The organism is Pseudomonas sp. MWU15-20650, from assembly GCF_023242475.1.
In the GTDB taxonomy this organism is placed as follows: domain Bacteria; phylum Pseudomonadota; class Gammaproteobacteria; order Pseudomonadales; family Pseudomonadaceae; genus Aquipseudomonas.
Genome location: NZ_JALJFG010000007.1, coordinates 55,480 through 71,981, shown reverse-complemented (window position 1 = coordinate 71,981; position 16,502 = coordinate 55,480). Strand labels below are relative to the sequence as shown.

The 16,502-nt window shown below is 61.7% G+C and carries 16 protein-coding genes; 6 read left to right on the top strand and 10 right to left on the bottom strand.

Annotated elements, in window-relative coordinates; genetic code table 11:
• Positions 1-115: 115 nt before the first annotated feature.
• Positions 116-1,126: an aldo/keto reductase gene (locus M5B43_RS08845; RefSeq protein WP_248749735.1), complete on the bottom strand. Its 1,011-nt coding sequence runs from the start codon at positions 1,124-1,126 to the stop codon at positions 116-118.
• Positions 1,127-1,207: 81 nt separating this feature from the next.
• Positions 1,208-2,110 (bottom strand): LysR family transcriptional regulator, encoded by a 903-nt coding sequence (locus tag M5B43_RS08840; protein ID WP_248749734.1) that lies wholly within the window; start codon positions 2,108-2,110, stop codon positions 1,208-1,210.
• Positions 2,111-2,211: 101 nt separating this feature from the next.
• Between M5B43_RS08840 and M5B43_RS08835 the strand changes: the two genes are divergently transcribed.
• Positions 2,212-2,916, top strand: coding sequence for an SDR family oxidoreductase (locus tag M5B43_RS08835; protein ID WP_248749733.1), 705 nt, complete (start codon positions 2,212-2,214; stop codon positions 2,914-2,916).
• Positions 2,917-3,031: 115 nt separating this feature from the next.
• On the opposite strand, the gene M5B43_RS08830 is transcribed toward M5B43_RS08835, so the two are convergent.
• The gene (locus tag M5B43_RS08830; RefSeq protein ID WP_248749732.1) at positions 3,032-4,342 is read right to left on the bottom strand and encodes an MFS transporter; all 1,311 of its coding nucleotides are present in this window, start codon (positions 4,340-4,342) and stop codon (positions 3,032-3,034) included.
• 159 nt (positions 4,343-4,501) lie between these two features.
• Here M5B43_RS08830 and M5B43_RS08825 point away from each other — a divergent pair, with 159 nt between their 5' ends.
• Both M5B43_RS08825 and M5B43_RS08820 read left to right on the top strand, forming a co-directional pair.
• Positions 4,502-5,602, top strand: coding sequence for a sugar diacid recognition domain-containing protein (locus tag M5B43_RS08825; RefSeq protein ID WP_248749731.1), 1,101 nt, complete (start codon positions 4,502-4,504; stop codon positions 5,600-5,602).
• 97 nt (positions 5,603-5,699) lie between these two features.
• Positions 5,700-6,836 (top strand): glycerate kinase, encoded by a 1,137-nt coding sequence (locus M5B43_RS08820; protein ID WP_248749730.1) that lies wholly within the window; start codon positions 5,700-5,702, stop codon positions 6,834-6,836.
• A gap of 283 nt (positions 6,837-7,119) precedes the next feature.
• Here the strand turns inward: M5B43_RS08820 and M5B43_RS08815 are convergent, their stop codons facing one another.
• The 4 genes from M5B43_RS08815 to M5B43_RS08800 all read right to left on the bottom strand — a co-directional run bounded on the left by M5B43_RS08815 (position 7,120) and on the right by M5B43_RS08800 (position 11,363).
• The gene (locus tag M5B43_RS08815) at positions 7,120-8,232 is read right to left on the bottom strand and encodes a class II histone deacetylase (protein WP_248749729.1); all 1,113 of its coding nucleotides are present in this window, start codon (positions 8,230-8,232) and stop codon (positions 7,120-7,122) included.
• Positions 8,229-9,401 (bottom strand): MFS transporter, encoded by a 1,173-nt coding sequence (locus M5B43_RS08810; RefSeq protein ID WP_248749728.1) that lies wholly within the window; start codon positions 9,399-9,401, stop codon positions 8,229-8,231. The genes M5B43_RS08815 and M5B43_RS08810 overlap by 4 nt, the downstream gene beginning before the upstream one ends.
• A 21-nt stretch (positions 9,402-9,422) precedes the next feature.
• A complete protein-coding gene (locus M5B43_RS08805; protein WP_248749727.1) occupies positions 9,423-10,298 on the bottom strand; it encodes a transporter in 876 nt (291 codons plus the stop codon).
• Between the two features lie 93 nt (positions 10,299-10,391).
• Positions 10,392-11,363, bottom strand: a complete 972-nt coding sequence (locus M5B43_RS08800; RefSeq protein WP_248749726.1) for a helix-turn-helix transcriptional regulator — start codon at positions 11,361-11,363, stop codon at positions 10,392-10,394.
• Between the two features lie 228 nt (positions 11,364-11,591).
• On the opposite strand from M5B43_RS08800, the gene M5B43_RS08795 reads away from it, so the two are divergent.
• Complete coding sequence (locus tag M5B43_RS08795) at positions 11,592-12,104, top strand: GNAT family N-acetyltransferase (protein WP_248749725.1); 513 nt, start codon at positions 11,592-11,594, stop codon at positions 12,102-12,104.
• Here M5B43_RS08795 and M5B43_RS08790 read toward each other — a convergent pair.
• On the bottom strand, positions 12,101-12,793 hold the full coding sequence (locus M5B43_RS08790; protein ID WP_248749724.1) for an aspartate/glutamate racemase family protein: 693 nt from the start codon (positions 12,791-12,793) through the stop codon (positions 12,101-12,103). The two genes, M5B43_RS08795 and M5B43_RS08790, sit on opposite strands and share 4 nt — an antisense overlap.
• A gap of 163 nt (positions 12,794-12,956) precedes the next feature.
• On the opposite strand from M5B43_RS08790, the gene M5B43_RS08785 reads away from it, so the two are divergent.
• Together M5B43_RS08785 and M5B43_RS08780 are read left to right on the top strand one after the other, a co-directional pair.
• On the top strand, positions 12,957-13,451 hold the full coding sequence (locus tag M5B43_RS08785) for a hypothetical protein (protein ID WP_248749723.1): 495 nt from the start codon (positions 12,957-12,959) through the stop codon (positions 13,449-13,451).
• Between the two features lie 121 nt (positions 13,452-13,572).
• On the top strand, positions 13,573-14,247 hold the full coding sequence (locus M5B43_RS08780) for a DUF3313 domain-containing protein (protein WP_248749722.1): 675 nt from the start codon (positions 13,573-13,575) through the stop codon (positions 14,245-14,247).
• Between the two features lie 84 nt (positions 14,248-14,331).
• Here M5B43_RS08780 and M5B43_RS08775 read toward each other — a convergent pair whose 3' ends face one another.
• Positions 14,332-15,732, bottom strand: coding sequence for a DUF1254 domain-containing protein (locus M5B43_RS08775; RefSeq protein ID WP_248749721.1), 1,401 nt, complete (start codon positions 15,730-15,732; stop codon positions 14,332-14,334).
• Between the two features lie 239 nt (positions 15,733-15,971).
• Positions 15,972-16,337 (bottom strand): response regulator, encoded by a 366-nt coding sequence (locus tag M5B43_RS08770; protein WP_248749851.1) that lies wholly within the window; start codon positions 16,335-16,337, stop codon positions 15,972-15,974.
• Positions 16,338-16,502 lie beyond the last annotated feature (165 nt).

The following is a 16,502-nucleotide window of genomic DNA, read 5'->3' as shown; positions in this document are numbered from 1 at the left end:
TCGCGAAAACCGATTCATACAAAAGAAGGAAAGTTGAGGAGGGGATTATGGTGCTTTTAACGTAAAAGTTTCTCCGTTTCTGTGGCGAGCGGGCTTGCTCGCCACACGTGAAGCACTAGGGGCGTGCCACACGGCCCGAGACAAAATGGCCCACATCGTTGAACCCCGGCGTGGATGAATGCCCGGGCGTGACCAACGAATCAATGAACGCCTCATCCTCAGCGCTAATCTTCACCTCCAGGGCCCCGGTGTAGGCGTCCCATTGCGCTTCCGTTCGCGGCCCGACGATCGCCGAACTCACCGCCGCGCTGTTGAGCACCCAGGCAATCGCAAACTCGACAATCCCTACGCCCCGACCTTGGGTGTATTGCTGGATCTGCTGGGCGATGCGCAGAGACTCCAGCCGCCATTCCGTTTCCAGGATGCGTTTGTCCTGGCGCGCTGCACGGCTGCCGGCTTCGGGCGTCACATCCGGCGCGTACTTGCCGCTGAGCACACCGCGGGCCAATGGGCTGTAAGGCACCACGCCCAAACCGTAGGCGGCAGCGGCGGTGATCTGCTCAACCTCGGCCTGGCGATTGACGATGTTGTACAGCGGCTGGCTGATGATCGGTTTATCAACCCCTAAACGCTCGGCGACGCGTATGACTTCTGCAATTCGCCAACCCCGGTAGTTGGACAGGCCCCAATAGCGAATCTTGCCTTGGCGGATCAGGTCGCCGATGGCCGACACGGTCACTTCCAAGGGCGTGTTGTGGTCTTCGCGGTGCAGGTAGTAAATGTCCAGGTAGTCGGTGTCCAGGCGCAACAGGCTGGCTTCCAACGCGTTGAACAGGCGCTTGCGGCTCAAGCCATTACGGTTAGGCAGCCCATCCGCAGGGCCGATGCCGACTTTGGAGGCCAGCACCCAATCCTGGCGATTGCGCGCGATGGCCTCGCCGACGATTTCCTCGGAACGCCCACCGGTGTAGACGTCGGCCGTGTCGATAAAATTGATGCCCTGATCCCAGGCTTTGTCGATGATGCGCAGCGAGTCTTCGGTGTGGGTCTGTTCGCCAAACATCATCGTGCCGAGGGTCAGTGCGCTGACCTTCAACCCGGACTGGCCTAATGTGCGGTAAATCATGCAAAGCTCCTCATGACAGGGAAACGAGAGTGATGCAATACCAGACCCGAGCGCTCTGGAACAAGCCCCGTGCGTGTTTCTTCATGCGCGTAGCAAGGTCTGGCAGCGCTCTTGTAAAAAACGATGCAGCACTTTCACGCGTTCCGACACTTGCAGGCGGTGAGGGCACATCAGGTTGAACGGCGTGGGCTCTCCTTGCCAGTCGGGCAACAAGGGTACCAGCCGTCCGGCCTTGATATCACGGGCGATATCCAGGTTGGCCTTATAGGCAATGCCATGACCGGCCAGTGCCCAGCGACGAACAATTTCGCCATCATCGCTGAGGTAGTCGCCCGTAACCTCGACTTCCTGGAGCAGGGCGCCTTGGCGAAAGTACCAGGTGTTATTGGCCTGCCCTCGGCGCATGTAGCGCAGCGTACTGTGCTGGGCCAGTTCCGCCGGTGTGCGTGGTGTGCCGTGACGCGCCAGGTAGTCGGGGCTGGCGCAGGGAATACGACGGTGGCCGGGCACAACCGGCAACGCCACCAGGCTGGAATCCCTCGGTACGCCAAACCGCAGGGCAATGTCGACGGTGTCGCGGAACAAATCGGCATTGCTGTCGTTGAGTAACAACTGCAGTCGGATACTCGGGTGCTCGCGCTTGAACTCATCCAGCCAACCCAGCAGCACGTTGCGCCCGAAATCCGACGGCGCCGCCAGCTGTAATAAGCCGCTGAGGTTTTGCCCTTGCTGTTTGATCGCCTGTTCGCCTTCCGACAACGCTTCCAGTGCAATCCGTACGCTGTCCAGATAGCGCCGGCCTTCTTCGGTCAAGCGCATGCTGCGGGTCGAGCGGGCGAGCAAGCGGATACCCAGCCGGGTTTCGAGGCGTTTGAGTGCAATGCTCGCCGCTGCCGGGGTCAAGCCAAGCCCACGCGCAGCAGCAGACAGGCTGCCGGTGTCCGCCGTGCGCACAAACACTTCGAGGTCGAGAGTGGAGCTCATTTGTAAAAATCCTTTAAAGATCTTGTCGTTTTACCGGGATTTTTCACCGATTGCCAAGCTGGGAAGATGAACGCTCACTTTCTGACTCAGGTAGTTACCCCATGGCTTCTTCTCTTCGCGGTCAAACCGTCATTGTGATTGGCGGCAGCAGTGGCATCGGTGCAGCGGTGGCCGAAGCCGCCGTGGCCCGTGGTGCAACGGTCGTGCTGGCTGGACGGCGCTTGACCTCCGGTGTCGACAACGGCGTACGCAGCGAGCCGGTCGATGTCACTGACAGCGTCTCCCTGCAACGCCTGTTCGAGACGGTAGGGCGTTTTGACCACCTGGTCTTCACCTCAGGGCCTTCGGTGCGTGCCAAGACCTTGCTCGACACCGACTTGGTCGAAGCCCAGGACAACTTCAATGTGAAACTCTGGGGCGCACTGCGTGCTCTTCAACAGGCACTGCCGTTTCTGGATGAGCACGGCAGCATCAGCCTGACCTCGGGCCAGATGGGGCGTAAATGGGTAGCGGGGCAGTTCATCAAGACCGGCATCAATGCGGCGACCGAAGCCCTGGGCAAGCAACTGGCCAAGGAACTCGCGCCGCGTCGTGTCAACGTCATCAGCCCGGGTGTGATTGACACGCCGGCGTATGCCGGGTTGGCCGAAGAGCCGCGTCTGGCAATGTTTGCCAAAGCAGGTGGAGCGTTGCCGGTTGGCCGGGTAGGGCAGGCTGAAGAAGTGGCGGCGGGGTATGTGCTGGCCATGGAAAATGGCTTTATGACGGGAAGCATCATCGACATCAACGGCGGCGGGATGCTGTAAGCCACCCACCGCCGGTGACCCAACGGTTTAGTTGCCGTTTAATTCCATTCAGGGCGCAGTGGGCCGACGAAAACACCCTCAAGCCTTCCTGGGCCTCTTCGCCGACCCCAGGGGTCTACACCTTGAGCGCACGCGTCATCCGCAACGCCAGCACACTACCCGCCACAATCACAGCCGCCAGCAGGTACAGCGCCACATCCGTGGACCCGGTTGCATCTTTGACGAAACCAACGATATACGGGCTGAGAAAACCCGCCATCTGCCCCATGGAGTTGATCAATGCCAAACCACCCGCTGCGGCACCTGCACTGAGCATGGCGGTAGGCACCGGCCAGAACATCGGCAGGCCGGTGAGGGCGCCCATGGTGGCGATAGTCAGGCCAAGGATGGCGATGGCCGGCGTGGTGGCGAAATTCACCGCGATCACCAGACCGATCGCGCCCATCAACATCGGCACCACCAAGTGCCAACGGCGCTCTTTGCGCAAGTCGGCGGAGCGGCCCACCAGCAACATGAACACAGCCGCCAGCAGATAAGGGATTGCACTGAGCCAGCCAATCACCAGGTTATCGCTGAACCCCAGGTTCTTGATGATCGACGGCAGCCAGAAGTTGATCGCGTACACGCCGCTCTGGATGCAGAAGTAGATCAGGCCGAACGCCCAGATCGCCGGGTTCTTGAACACGTCGACCAGGGCATCGCTGGTGGTCTTGGGTTTGTTCGCCAGGTCTGTGGCCTGGTCGGCTTCCAGCACGGCACGCTCGTGAGGCTTGAGCCACTTGGCATTGGCAAAGCTGTCGCTGAGCAGGAAGAAGGCGAGGGCGCCGAGAATGACGGTCGGGATGCCTTGCAGCAGGAACATCCACTGCCAACCGGCCAGGCCACCTTGACCGGCGGCGAAGTGATTGAGGATCCAACCGGAAAACGGACTGCCCAGCAAGCCGGATACCGGGATCGCGGACATGAACAGCGCCATGATCCGCCCACGGCGGAAAGTCGGGAACCACTGCGAAAGGTACAGCACCACGCCGGGGAAGAAACCCGCTTCGGCGGCACCGGTCAACAGGCGCAAGGTGTAGAAATGCGTCGGTGTGGTCACGAACAGCAGGCAGGTGGACAGCGTCCCCCACACGATCATCATCAACGCGATCCAGCGCCGTGGCCCGAACTTGGTCAGCGCCAGGTTGCTCGGCACGCCACAGAGCACGTAGCCGATAAAGAAAATCCCGGCACCCAGGCCGTACACGGTTTCACTGAACTTCAACGCATCGAGCATCTGCAACTTGGCAAAGCCAACGTTTACCCGGTCGAGGTAGTTGAACAGGTAGCAGATAAAGATGAAGGGGATCAGGCGCAGGGTAATGCGCTTGTAGATGGCGTTTTTATCGTCATCGGTGGCCAGTGTGACAGCGGCGCTCTGTGACATGGGAATCTCTCTTTATTATGATTTTTCGCGATGCGAGGGTAACGTTGATCGCTCAAACAGTCTCGGTGACGTGACGGGGCACTGTCTTTGTGCTCGCGCACAGTCAAGCATCCTTTGCGCTGTGCCTGTGAACAACCCGCTTTCTAGGAAAATAGCCCCATGTTCGAGCTCGATCATGACTTGGCGCAGGATATTGTCGATCGCACCATGGCCATCCTGCCCTATAACGTCAACGTCATGGACAGCCAGGGCCTGATCCTCGGCAGCGGCGAACCGGAACGTATCAATACCCGCCACGAAGGCGCCCAACTGGTATTGGCCAATGGCCGCGTGGTGGAAATCGATGGGCAGACCGCCAAACACCTCAAGGGTGTGCAGCCGGGCATTAACCTGCCGCTGATGCACGATCAACGCTTGATCGGTGTACTGGGCATTACCGGCGAACCGGAAGGGCTGCGCACCTACGCCGAACTGGTGCGCATGACTGCTGAAATGCTGGTCAGCCACCGCCACCAGCAAGCCGAGCAGCAATGGCGGCGCCAGCGCTGTGATGACCTGCTGGCGTTACTGCTGGCCGACGGCGGCGACTCGCCGCGCCTGGTCGACGAAGCCCAGCAACTGGGGCTCAAGCCACAGATGGCACGCACGCCCTACCTGTTTGAACTGGGCGAAGGCCAATCGGCGGACGCATTGAGCGCATGGCTGACCAGCCGTTACCCCGACAGTTGGTGTGTCAGTTCCGCGCAGTACTCCTTGCTGTGGTGTCGACCTGCCAACACGCCGGTCGACACCCCACGGTTGCTGGAAAAACTCGAGGCCCTGGGCTGGAACATCCTGCGCGTTGCGGTGGGCGGGCAAGCGGATGGCCTGGCAGGGCTGCGTCGTTGTTATCGCCGAGTGGGTGATCTGCTCGCCTACGGGCGCGATATTCTGCCCCAATCACGGTTGCTGACCCTCAACCGTTATCGCCTGCCGGTGATGCTCTGGCGCCACCGTAACGATGACGCCCTGGACGAACTGCTGAACCCGTTGCGTAAGGTGCTGGCCAAGGACGCCAACGGTCAGTTGCTGGCCACGCTGCGCAGTTGGTGTGATCACGACGGGCAAAGCCAGGCGTGTGCGGATGCGTTGGGCATCCACCGCAACAGCTTGCGTTACCGCATGGAGCGGATTGCCGAACTCAGCGGGGTTGACCCGTTGACCCTCGACGGCATGCTTGCCCTGTACCTGGGCGTACAACTGTTGCCCCAGGCTTTGTAGCAATGAACAACAAACCCCACCCGCACTTGTGCATCGGACCGGCGTCAGCGCCGGTGCCAACTGGCAGCATGGGCGTTATAAAAACCGGAGAACGCCCATGAAAATCATCATCGCCCCTGACTCATTCAAGGACAGCCTGAGTGCCGAAGGTGTTGCCCAGGCCATTGCCGAAGGGCTGGCCCAGGTTTGGCCGCAGGCACAGTTGATTCAGTGCCCGATGGCAGACGGTGGTGAGGGGACGGTGGATTCGGTGCTCGCGGCGTGCAATGGCGAGTTGCGCCGCCAGACCGTCAGAGGCCCGTTGGGCGGTGCGGTCCAGGCGCGCTGGGGCTGGTTGGCCGACAGCCAGACCGCAATCATTGAAATGGCCGAAGCCAGTGGCCTGCAATTGGTTGCGCCGGGGCAGCGCGACGCGTGTTCCAGCTCGACTTACGGCACGGGCGAGTTGATCCGCGCGGCCCTGGATGCAGGCGCACAGCGCATCATCCTGGCCATTGGCGGCAGCGCGACCAACGACGGCGGGGCGGGCGCGATGCAGGCCCTCGGTGTGCAGCTGTTGGATGCCGACGACCAGCCGTTGCCCGCAGGTGGCCTGGCCTTGGCGCGCTTGTCGCGTATCCGTCTTGAACAACTTGACCCACGCCTGGCTCACGTACGCTTTGAAATTGCCGCCGACGTGAACAACCCGCTGTGCGGCCCCCACGGAGCCTCAGCCATTTTCGGCCCGCAAAAAGGTGCCAGTCCCCAGCAGGTCGAACACCTCGATGCCGCCCTCGGCCACTTCGCCGACCACTGCGCCAAGGTGCTGCCCAAAGACGTGCGCGATGAACCCGGCAGCGGCGCCGCCGGTGGCCTGGGCTTTGCCGCCAAGGCGTTCCTCGCAGCGCAGTTTCGCGCGGGTGTCGAGGTGGTGGCGGAACTGGTCGGCCTGGACGCTGCCGTGCGCGGTGCCGACCTGGTCATCACCGGCGAGGGCCGCTTCGACGCCCAGACCCTGCGAGGCAAAACCCCCTTTGGCGTGGCGCGCATCGCCCAGCGGCATGGCGTGCCGGTCATCGTGATCGCGGGCACATTGGGCGACGGCTACGAGCAGATGTATGCCCACGGAGTCGACGCGGCGTTTGCCTTGCCGTCCGGGCCGATATCGCTGGAGCAGGCGTGCCGCGAGGCGCCGCGCCTGTTGCGCGAGCGTGCCTCGGGCATTGCGCGGGTGTGGCGGTTGGCGATTAGGTAAACGCTAGGCCACGACGCCTCACTGCCAGGCGCCCATTGGTCGAAAATGCACGGTACCTGTTGACCCCATCAGCAGATCTGTACAAGGCAACGAAGCGACTATCTCCGGCCTGACGACCGGGACGCGTTATTCCGTCCGTGTCACAGGCGGCGGGCGTCAGGGAGACACTACCTTTGTTCCCTAAAGATTCCTGAGTCACCCGACTGACCCCAAAAAGTCCAATGCCTGGGGGTTGATTTCGCTCCTGAGTCTGGCCCTCAAGTCTGCAATTTGTGCCTGCGGTTCAGTCGATAAAACCCTGCGCCAGCCGCTCCACCCACTGCTTCTGAAAGGCCAGCAGCGCCGCGCTGGGCTGCTGCAACTGCACAAACTCCAGCATCGGGTCATCCACTGCCGTGCGCACGCCGCTCAGTTCCTCCACGGTCGCCAACCCGCAAAACGGCACATAAGCTTCGCTGTAGCCGCCCTCATGCACCAGCACCAGACGGCCCTGGCACAGGCGTTCGGCCGCCTGGCGCAGCGTGCGGGTCATCAGCCGGAAAGACTCGCTGTGCAGCAGCATGCGCGCCAGCGGGTCGACGGCGTTGGCGTCATAACCACAGGCCACGATGATCAACTCCGGCTTGAACTGTTCAAGGGCCGGTACCACGATGCGCTCCATTGCGTGCAAATACGTTTCGTGACCACTGCCCGGTGGCAGCGCAATATTGATGTTCGCGCCCAGGCCGGCGCCCACGCCACGATCCTGCTCGCCACTGTATCCGGGTGGGTAGCAACCGTCCTGATGCAGTGAAATCGTCAACACATCGCCACGGGCCTCGAAGATCGATTGGGTGCCGTTACCGTGGTGCACATCCCAGTCGACCACGGCGACTTTGCCCAGCCCGTCGTGTGCCTTGGCGGCCTCGATGGCGATGGCAATATTGGCGAGGAAGCAGAAGCCCATGGCGCTGTCTGCCAGGCAGTGGTGCCCCGGCGGCCGCGACAATGAGTAGGCGTTGTGCACCTGCCCCTTGAGCACCGCGTGTACGGCGGCGAGTGTCAGGCCGGCGGAGAGCTGGGCAATTTCGTAGCTGCCGGGACCGATCGGGGCCTGAGGGCCAAGCTCGCCGCCGCCGGCGTCGCTCAGGGCCTTGAAGCGTTGCAGGTACTGGCGGCCATGCACCCGCAGCACATCCTCTTCGCTGGCCGGCGGGGCGCTGCGCCAGTGTAAATGGCGGCTCAGGCCGGACACGTCCAACAGGCTTTTCAATCGCCGTTTGGTTTCCGGTGATTCGGCATGGCCGGTGCCGGCAGGCGGCTGCACCCAACCGCCGACAGGCAGCGTCAACGCATGGGCGCCGGCGCTGTGCCACAGGCTCATCTCATCAAAGAAAAACGCGGTCGTTCGGTTCATACAGGCTCCAACTCAGTGGGGGTTTGGGGGCGACTGCCGAGGATCATCCCCAGGGACAACAGCGTGATAGCGGCACCGCCGAGCAGCAGTGCGGTGAACCCGCCACTGGTCTCGATCAAGCGGCCGGCGATGGCGGGGCCGATCGCCAAGCCGCCGCCGATCACCAGGTTCGAAGCGTTCATCAGCTTGCCGCTGTGATCGAGGTCGGCCAGGCACGCGAGCACCAGTGGCAGGATGAAGGTCCAGGTGAACTTGAACAGCAGCGCGGCCAGGGCAAAGCGCAGGAGTGCGGGCTGGCCCAGTAGCAGGACCACGGCTGCCGCCATCAGTGCATAGCCCACGAGCAACAGCGCCACGCGGGGCAGGCGCGGCCCCATCAGTGATGCACTGGCCGCGCCGACAATGCCCATCATCGTGGCGACGGCGAGCACTTGGCCCGTGTGCTGGGGGGAAATCCCTGCGCCGGCGCCCAAGGCGCCGATAAAGGTCCAGACACCACCGAGGCTGACGTAAAAGGCCAGGACCGCGCCGACTCCCAGCGCGGCTTTCCAGCGCGAACCGGGCAATGACAGGGCGTCGGTAACCCGTGGCGGCGGGCTGCCACAGGGAAAGCTTCGGGCCAGGGGGAGCAGCAACGCCATCAACACGGCCAGGATCAGGTAGCAGGCATTCAAGCCATAACGTTCGAACAAGCTCGGGAGCACCGCGAGGCCAATGGCCCCGACCACCAACTGGCCCATCACCCACAGCCCGTAGACCCTGCTGGGGTTAGCGGTGGTGGCGGCGCTGGCCAGGCAGATGATCATCAGTGAGCCGCCCGCCAAGGCACTGGCGAAGCGCAAGGCCAGCAGCACCGTATAGGTGTCGGCGAGCATCGACAGCAGATTGGCACTGATAAACGCCACGGCAGCGACCAACGCTGCGCGTCGCCAGTTGACCCGTTTGAGCCACCAGAAGGCGGGCAAGGTCGCCAGGCTCATGGCGCCCAGCTCGACAGAAAACAAGTCACCGATATGTGACGGGCTCAGGTGCCACTGGCTGGCCAACTGCGCGGCCACAGCGGGCGCCGTCATCAGGATGGTGGGGGTAATGGCGGCAAACAGCACGATGGCTGCCAGCCGCGCCCAAGACAGTGAGTCGGTTGAGACCTCGATCTTTTGAGTGTGCATCGTCAAGCTCCAGCAAGGGGTTCAGAACACATGGACCAGGCGCAACAACGCCTCGGTGCCGGCATAGCCATTGGACGCCGCGACGTTTTGCGAAAGGCTGAACATCAGTTGGTTCTGTGGGTCGAGCCAATGCCCGACTTCGAAGCCGAGTTGGCTGTAGCGCTTATGGGTGTCGTCGATTGACCGGTTGTTGATGCGCAAGGCACCGCCGTCGGCCTGGACCAGGCGCAGCGCGCCGTAAGTGGCGGGGGTGAAATCGTAGGACGCAAAGGCTTGCAGGCGATACAGCGGAGCTTGCTTGAGTTCGCTGCCGAAGTAGTCGTCATTCTTGCCATAGAGCTGGGCTTCCAGGTTGGCTTCCAGCACCCATTTTTCGCCGATGCCACGGGTGTAGTTGTAGACAAAGGTTGCGCCCCAGCGATTGGCGCCGGGCGATACATCCGGGTTTTGACGGTGGTACTCGCCCAGCGGAAGGGTGATCAGGCTCAAGAGGCCGCTGTAAGTACGAGTGGCCGGGTCATTGAGGAAAAACACGGTGCCGCCTACCTGCGGGTCGCCGAAGCCACGTTCGCCGCTGCGTTGGCTTGCACCGGGCAGGCGTGCGTTGATGTCGGCAAAGGGCAGGATGAATTGCGGGGTACACACTGTGCCGCAGGCGTCGGTGAAATACACCTGGCGGTAGGCCACGGCGTTGACGCTGAGGTCGGCCTTGCCGGTGGTGTCGGCCGGCCCATGGAAGTCGCCCGCACGGGTGGCGGGCAGGTAGAGCACGCCCAGGCTGGTGCCGGGCGGCGCGCCGAAAAAATCCCGGGCGTTGAGGTCGGCAGCCTGGCTGTCGAGGCACAACAGCGTGCCGCCCAGCAGTGCTGTCAGGTTACGTAGGCTTGTCTGAGTCATAGAGGGACGTCTCTGTAGGGAACCGGAAAATGGGCAATAGCTGCCCGTGACCGTCGGAAACGGCCGTGGCAAAACCGCGAGGTGAGGGTGGCGTCAGTCGGGTGGGGCGTGCATCAAGTGCGCGATGCGCGCCTTGTCCTTGACCCCGAGCTTGGTGTAAATGGCGCGAATATGATGGCGTACGGTATTGGGCGACAGGCCAAGGTCGCGCGCGACTTCCTTGTAGGTCTTGCCTTCGCCGAACCCTTGGGCGACGTCGTTTTCGCGTGGGCTGAGTTGGGGTAGGGCGCGGTTGATGCGGGCGGCGAGCAAGAACTGATCGCCCACTTTGGATACCTGGAGATGGATCTGCTTGCCGTCATGGCCACGCTCATCCACCGGCACCGGCAGGGTCGGGCCGCTCCATTGCGGCCATTCACCGAGCAACAAATCGATAAAACCGCGCTCGGCGCATTGCAATACACCGCGCGGATCACAGACGGCCAATGCGAGGTTACGCGGGCTGGTGAGCGTTTCGCGCATGGCGACCAAGGTACGGATCTGATTGGCCGACACCGCTGCCACCAGGTGCAGCATCAGGTGGGTGAGTAGCAGGCTGTCCTGCTCGTTGAACTTGGGGGCCGTGGGCTTGCGGTAGAGCGTCAGGTGGTCGTTAAGGCCGGTTTGTGCGTCGATATGGATCACACACAGCAACTCGCCGAGGCCGTGGCGCTCCCCCAACCCATTCAAACCGGCGCCGTTGGCGGGGTCGCGCATGTCGATGATGACCGCCTGGCCCGGCCTTGCATGCACGCGGGCGACGGTCACGTCGCTATGGCGGATCGACTGCCAATCGGCCAGATACCCCGGTGGCAGGTGATACAGGTAGCTGCTGTGTTCCTCCGGCAAGCCCGCGATCACCGCCGCGCGCCCCCACCAGGCGCTGTCGAACGCCAGCAACTGGCTGATACGCGCCAGGGCGTGGTGCTGAAAGTGTTCGATATCCTGGTGTTGGGCCAGGCGCTGCAAGTCCAGGGTCAGGGTACTGAAAGCCTGCAGCAGGCTCGATGGATCAAGGTGGCTCATGGGGGTTCCTCTGTGGGACTTTTTTTGTTGTTCTCGTCACAGGGTGAAGGCCAAAACGTGCGATTGACGTGGCAGGGCCTGGGCTGAGTATCCACGCTGCCTGGCATGATCGCTATCGTTCAGATGCAGGATGGTGCCGACTTCTGTGTAGGCCCGCTCCGTACTCGCCGAGCGGGCAGCTTTGCCCCTACACTGGCCAGCCACTGGTCTTTCAAAGGATGAAACTCAATGCACACGCCTGAACCCCATATCGTGATCCAGCGCTTTACCGAGGCCCACCTTGAGGGTGTCACCGCGCTCTATAACGAACCGGCGGTATGCCGTCAGGTGCTGCAAATGCCCTTCCAGTCGGTTGAAGCCTGGCGTAAACGCTTGGTGATGGATAACGAACGGCGCCTGCAACTGGTGGCCGTGCATGGCGGTGAGGTGATTGGCCAACTGGGCATGGAACAGTACCTGCGCGTGCGGCAAAGCCATGTCGGTTCGTTTGGCATGGGCGTGGCGCCGACCTGGCAAGGCAAGGGCGTGGGGTCGCGGCTGTTGTCGGCGGCATTGGACGTGGCTGACAACTGGATGAACCTGCACCGCGTGGAGCTGACGGTCTACGCCGACAACGAAGCCGCGCATAACCTGTATCGCAAGTTCGGCTTCGAAGTGGAAGGGCGGTTGCGCGACTACGCCCTGCGTGACGGTGTCTTCGTCGACACCCTGAGCATGGCGCGCCTGCGCAAATCGGCTTAATCGGCGAGAGCAAACGCCACCGCAGCCTGCGCATGCAGCTCGGTGGTATCCAGCAGTGGCAGGTCGCAGTGTTCAGGCTGGATCAGCAGGCAGATTTCCGTGCAGCCTAATATGACCGCCTGGGCGCCGCGTTCGGCCAGGGCCTGGATGACCTGCTGGTAAACCTGGCGTGAGGCGTCACTGATGATGCCCACGCACAACTCCTCATAGATGATCCGGTGTACCGCCTGGCGCTCGTCCGCGTCGGGCACCAGCACGGTCAGGCCCTGGGCGGCGAGTCGGGACTTGAGGAAGTCCTGTTCCATGGTAAACGCGGTGCCGAGCAGGCCCACGGTCAGGGTGCCGGCTTCCAGGGCGGCGGCCGCAGTGGCATCTGCGATATGCAGGAACGGAATCGACACGGCCGCTTCAACGCGCGGCGCCACCCGATGCATGGTGTTGGTACATAGCACGACGCACTCGGCGCCACCGGCCTGCAGGCGGCGCGCGGCATCCTCCAGGATCAGCGCGGTGTCGTCCCAACGCCCGGCATGCTGGGCCTGTTCGACCGGGCCGAAGTCCACGCTGTACATCAACACCTGCGCCGAGCGCAGCGGGCCAAGCTGATCGCGCACGCGCTGGTTGATGATGCGGTAATACTCGGCGCTGGACTCCCAGCTCATGCCGCCGATAAGGCCGATGGTGCGCATGCGATGCCCCTGACAAGGAATGTGGCTTTACCTTACCCGCTGGGCGCTGATGGGTCATGCGCAGTTGCCCGCCAAATGACCGGAGCAGTTTTAAGCCGCACGGTGATCCGCCGCATCTGCCATGATCACGCTTCGCAACCTGGCTCACCCAAGGAACGCCGCAATGGACGATGTACAGCAACTGGGCGAGATGCTTCGTCATTACGCCGACAGCGAAGCGCACAAAAAACAGCAATTTGATCTGCAGTCGGCGCGCTGGGCACAAAAGCTCGGTGAATTGTTCGAGCAGATTGAGCTGTGGCTGGCCCCGGTCAAAACTGTCGGCTTGCTGGAAGTCCACCGTGAGGCGTATGTGGCCAGCGCCCCGAGTTTGCCGATGGAGGTCTCGACCTTCAAGACCGAGAAGCTGACCGTGCAGATCACGGGTAAGCCCGTGGAGTTCGTGCCGGAAATCATGGGCGCGGGCGGCCTGATCTGCGTCTCGGTGATGGGCCTGACTGCTGCGCGACACGGCAGCATATCGCTGGTGCTGCCCGCGGATAAAAACGACTGGCTGTGGAAGAAAACCAACGGCCTGAAAGACCCGGACACCTTCGGCTTCGACGCCAACTTCCTGGCTGCGCAGTTGCAGAGCCTGATCCCCCGCGAACGCGCCTGAGTCTTCTATCCAGCGTCTTTTGCAAGGCGGCCAGGGACGCTGGGTGGAATGGGGTGAAATCCCCAGGATTGGCTATACCTACAGTTCATTCTTTTGATGATGACTGCCAGGGAGTTCAATGATGAAGTTAAGGCTAACGGTCAGCACGCTGTGCATCGCCTTGATCGGCATGGCGGGGTGTGCCAGCAAGGTCACGCCACCGGAGGAGTACTCAGGGTTTCTCTCTGACTACAGTCATCTCAAGCAAGCCCAGTCGCCGTCAGGCGCCGAGGTGATGCGCTGGGTCGACCCGCAACTGGACCTGAGCCGCTACCACGCGGTGTACATTGAGCCCACCCAGTTCTATCCCAAGCCCCAGGCCACGGCCAAGATCCCGGAGAGCACCCTGCGGGGGATCAACGACTACTACAACCTGGCGCTCAAGCGCGAACTGGCCAAGTCGCTGCCTTTGGCCCAGGGGCCAGGACCGGGCGTGATTGTGCTGCGTGCGGCGATTACCGCCGTGAGTAGCAAGACCGAGGGCCTCAAGCCCTATGAATACATTCCCGTGGCCTTGCTGGCAGCAGCCGTGAGTACCGGTGCAGGCATTCGTGACCAGGAAACGACCTTGGGCACCGAAGCGCAATTGCTCGATGGTGCCAGCGGCAAAGTACTCGCCCAGGTTGTGCGCAAAGGGACCGGCAAACCGCTGAGCAACGATTCCCAAGTGATGAAGGCCGACGATGTGAAAAACGTCATGGATGGCTGGGCGTCGGACATGCATCAGTCCTACCTCAAGCTCAAAAGCGGCAAGTAGAGGTCAAGGCGAGGCGTTCAATCCAAGCGTTACGTGCCCGGTCCGTCGATGATGTGACCGGGCACGTTGCTCTTGCTTGGGCGGTTATTTCAACGGTGTCAGCGGCGGCAACGTCCACTGGCCGTTAGCCACCTCTGGCTTGGGCAGGTAAATTCGCAGGATCGCGTAGAACGGACCGGGTGGCGCCGGCAACCAGTTGCTCTGCTCGGCCTTTGGTGGCTCGTGGTGCTGCAGCGCCAGGGTCAGGCCGCCGTCGGCGTCGAGCTTGAGGTTAGGCAGCATCTGCGAGTTGATTTGGTAGCGTTTCTTGTGGTTGGGCACCAGCAGTTTGGTCTTGCCCTCGTACATGGTCAGTGACCAGAAGGCATCGGCGGGCGGCAGTTGGTCCTTGGCAAAGTGCACGGTGTAACTGTGGCGTGCGCCGTTGGCGGGTTTGCCTTCACTGTCGACCACGTAGTTCAAGTACGTCGCTTCATCGGCGGAGTGACTGAAAATACCCAGATCGGCACCGGCGTAGCGGTACAGGTAATTGTTCTGCAGGTGGTCGCGGCTACCGTACAGGTCAGTATTGGACACCTGGTGGGTGTCGACCTTGGCCTTTTTGAACGCAGCAAACTCGGCCCGGCCGTCGGCGATCCCGTCTTCCAGGGCTTTACGCTGTTCAGCCGTCAGTTGGTTGACCTTGAAAGGAGCGCCTGGGGCGATACCGATCTTGGCAAAGCGGGCCAGCAGGTCCTTTTCACTGTCCTGAGGCGCCGCGAAGGCCAGCATGAAGTTCAGGTAGCGGAACAGTTGCGGGCCTTCGGTCATGGTGGCCATGGGCTTGGGCCATTCGATCTTCGGCACCTTGGCTGGCGCGGCCTGCTTCACGTAGCTGCTCAGGGACTGCACTTTGTAACCGCTTTGGATCTGCTTGACCTTGCTCAGGTCCTTTTCATCAAACAGCTGTGTCCGGTACCGGGCATAGGCAATATTGCTTTCGCTGTAAAGCACGCGGTCGATATCGACCGGCTGCTGGCCCTTCCAGTCGGGACCGGCGATCATGTAATGACCACCATTGTTACCGGTGCTGCGGGTGCCCAAGTAGGCAAAGTTCTGGCTATAGAGGTCGATCAACTGAACCGAGTAGTAGCGGTTGTCTTCGACCTTGGGCAGGGTCAGCACCAGGGGCTCTTTGCGCAGGTCCATCCACACGAAGGAGTTGGCGGTGTCGGGGTTGGGGCTTGCCACCCCGGTTTCCTTGGGCGTAACGACCTGGGCGGTGTTGGCGATATGATTGAAAGGCGCCTTGAAGCGCGCGCCGCCTTTATCCACGGCCTGGGTGTAAAGCGTCTTGTACATCTCTACCACAGGGAAACCGTAGAGGTAGGCTTCCTTGGCGATGGCCCGCGCTTCGCTCGGGGTGGCCGTGAAGTCGGCCCAGGCGCCGGTGCTCATGAGTATCGAGAGGCTCGCCAACAGCAGGCGCGTCGGTTTTCCAATCATGTTGTTGCGTCCTTCCTGAGTGCTTTTTAAAGGGCGGGGAATCAAAACGCTGAGTTTCCAGTTTTATTTGCCGAACGTCACGTTAATCCCTGCAAACAAGCTGAACTGACACTATAGCCACTGCACATGTCGAGGTCGTTGCGAACGCGCAGAGGGCCTCGCAGGGGCTGCGATGGCCAATGAAGTCAAGACAGTCGGTGGCGTGCCGCGGTCGCTGGGTGGCGTCGAAAATGATCGGCTCAGGTAGACGGCAGTATCGATTTGACTTTGTCGCGCAACTGATCGATCGAGAAGGGTTTGCCAATCACGCTCATGCCGGCGGGCACATCGATGCTGTCGGCATAGCCGCTGGCGAACAGAATCGGCAGGGTGGCGCGCAATTCGCGGACTTTGGTGGCCAGTTCTTTGCCGTCCATATCGGGCAGGCCGACGTCGGTCATCATCAGGTTGATGATCTGGTCGGTATTTTCAACCATCTCCAACGCTGCCTGCGCATCCGCAGCTTCAAGCACCTCGAACTCCAGTTCTTCGAGGACATCGACGATCAGCATGCGCACAATGGCGTCGTCTTCGACTACAAGGATGGTGGAGGGCATAAAGGGTATTCCTGAAAAATGGAGAGAGTACGGGGGTTGCACAATCGACTGGCAGCTTACTAGTGAGTGTTGCGCTTGCATGCAAGTTCCCACCGGCATTGCCTATTGTGCTCATTGTGCCGCGTAAAGTCTCATGGGTGCATCGGTAGCTACACAAGTTATTCCCCTGTGGCG

Excerpts from the sequence above, each read along its gene's own strand:
- M5B43_RS08845 (WP_248749735.1), bottom strand. The coding sequence starts at position 1,126 with ATGATTTACCGCACATTAGGCCAGTCCGGGTTGAAGGTCAGCGCACTG.
- M5B43_RS08840 (WP_248749734.1), bottom strand. The coding sequence starts at position 2,110 with ATGAGCTCCACTCTCGACCTCGAAGTGTTTGTGCGCACGGCGGACACC.
- M5B43_RS08835 (WP_248749733.1), top strand. The coding sequence starts at position 2,212 with ATGGCTTCTTCTCTTCGCGGTCAAACCGTCATTGTGATTGGCGGCAGC.
- M5B43_RS08830 (WP_248749732.1), bottom strand. The coding sequence starts at position 4,342 with ATGTCACAGAGCGCCGCTGTCACACTGGCCACCGATGACGATAAAAAC.
- M5B43_RS08825 (WP_248749731.1), top strand. The coding sequence starts at position 4,502 with ATGTTCGAGCTCGATCATGACTTGGCGCAGGATATTGTCGATCGCACC.
- M5B43_RS08820 (WP_248749730.1), top strand. The coding sequence starts at position 5,700 with ATGAAAATCATCATCGCCCCTGACTCATTCAAGGACAGCCTGAGTGCC.
- M5B43_RS08815 (WP_248749729.1), bottom strand. The coding sequence starts at position 8,232 with ATGAACCGAACGACCGCGTTTTTCTTTGATGAGATGAGCCTGTGGCAC.
- M5B43_RS08810 (WP_248749728.1), bottom strand. The coding sequence starts at position 9,401 with ATGCACACTCAAAAGATCGAGGTCTCAACCGACTCACTGTCTTGGGCG.
- M5B43_RS08805 (WP_248749727.1), bottom strand. The coding sequence starts at position 10,298 with ATGACTCAGACAAGCCTACGTAACCTGACAGCACTGCTGGGCGGCACG.
- M5B43_RS08800 (WP_248749726.1), bottom strand. The coding sequence starts at position 11,363 with ATGAGCCACCTTGATCCATCGAGCCTGCTGCAGGCTTTCAGTACCCTG.
- M5B43_RS08795 (WP_248749725.1), top strand. The coding sequence starts at position 11,592 with ATGCACACGCCTGAACCCCATATCGTGATCCAGCGCTTTACCGAGGCC.
- M5B43_RS08790 (WP_248749724.1), bottom strand. The coding sequence starts at position 12,793 with ATGCGCACCATCGGCCTTATCGGCGGCATGAGCTGGGAGTCCAGCGCC.
- M5B43_RS08785 (WP_248749723.1), top strand. The coding sequence starts at position 12,957 with ATGGACGATGTACAGCAACTGGGCGAGATGCTTCGTCATTACGCCGAC.
- M5B43_RS08780 (WP_248749722.1), top strand. The coding sequence starts at position 13,573 with ATGAAGTTAAGGCTAACGGTCAGCACGCTGTGCATCGCCTTGATCGGC.
- M5B43_RS08775 (WP_248749721.1), bottom strand. The coding sequence starts at position 15,732 with ATGATTGGAAAACCGACGCGCCTGCTGTTGGCGAGCCTCTCGATACTC.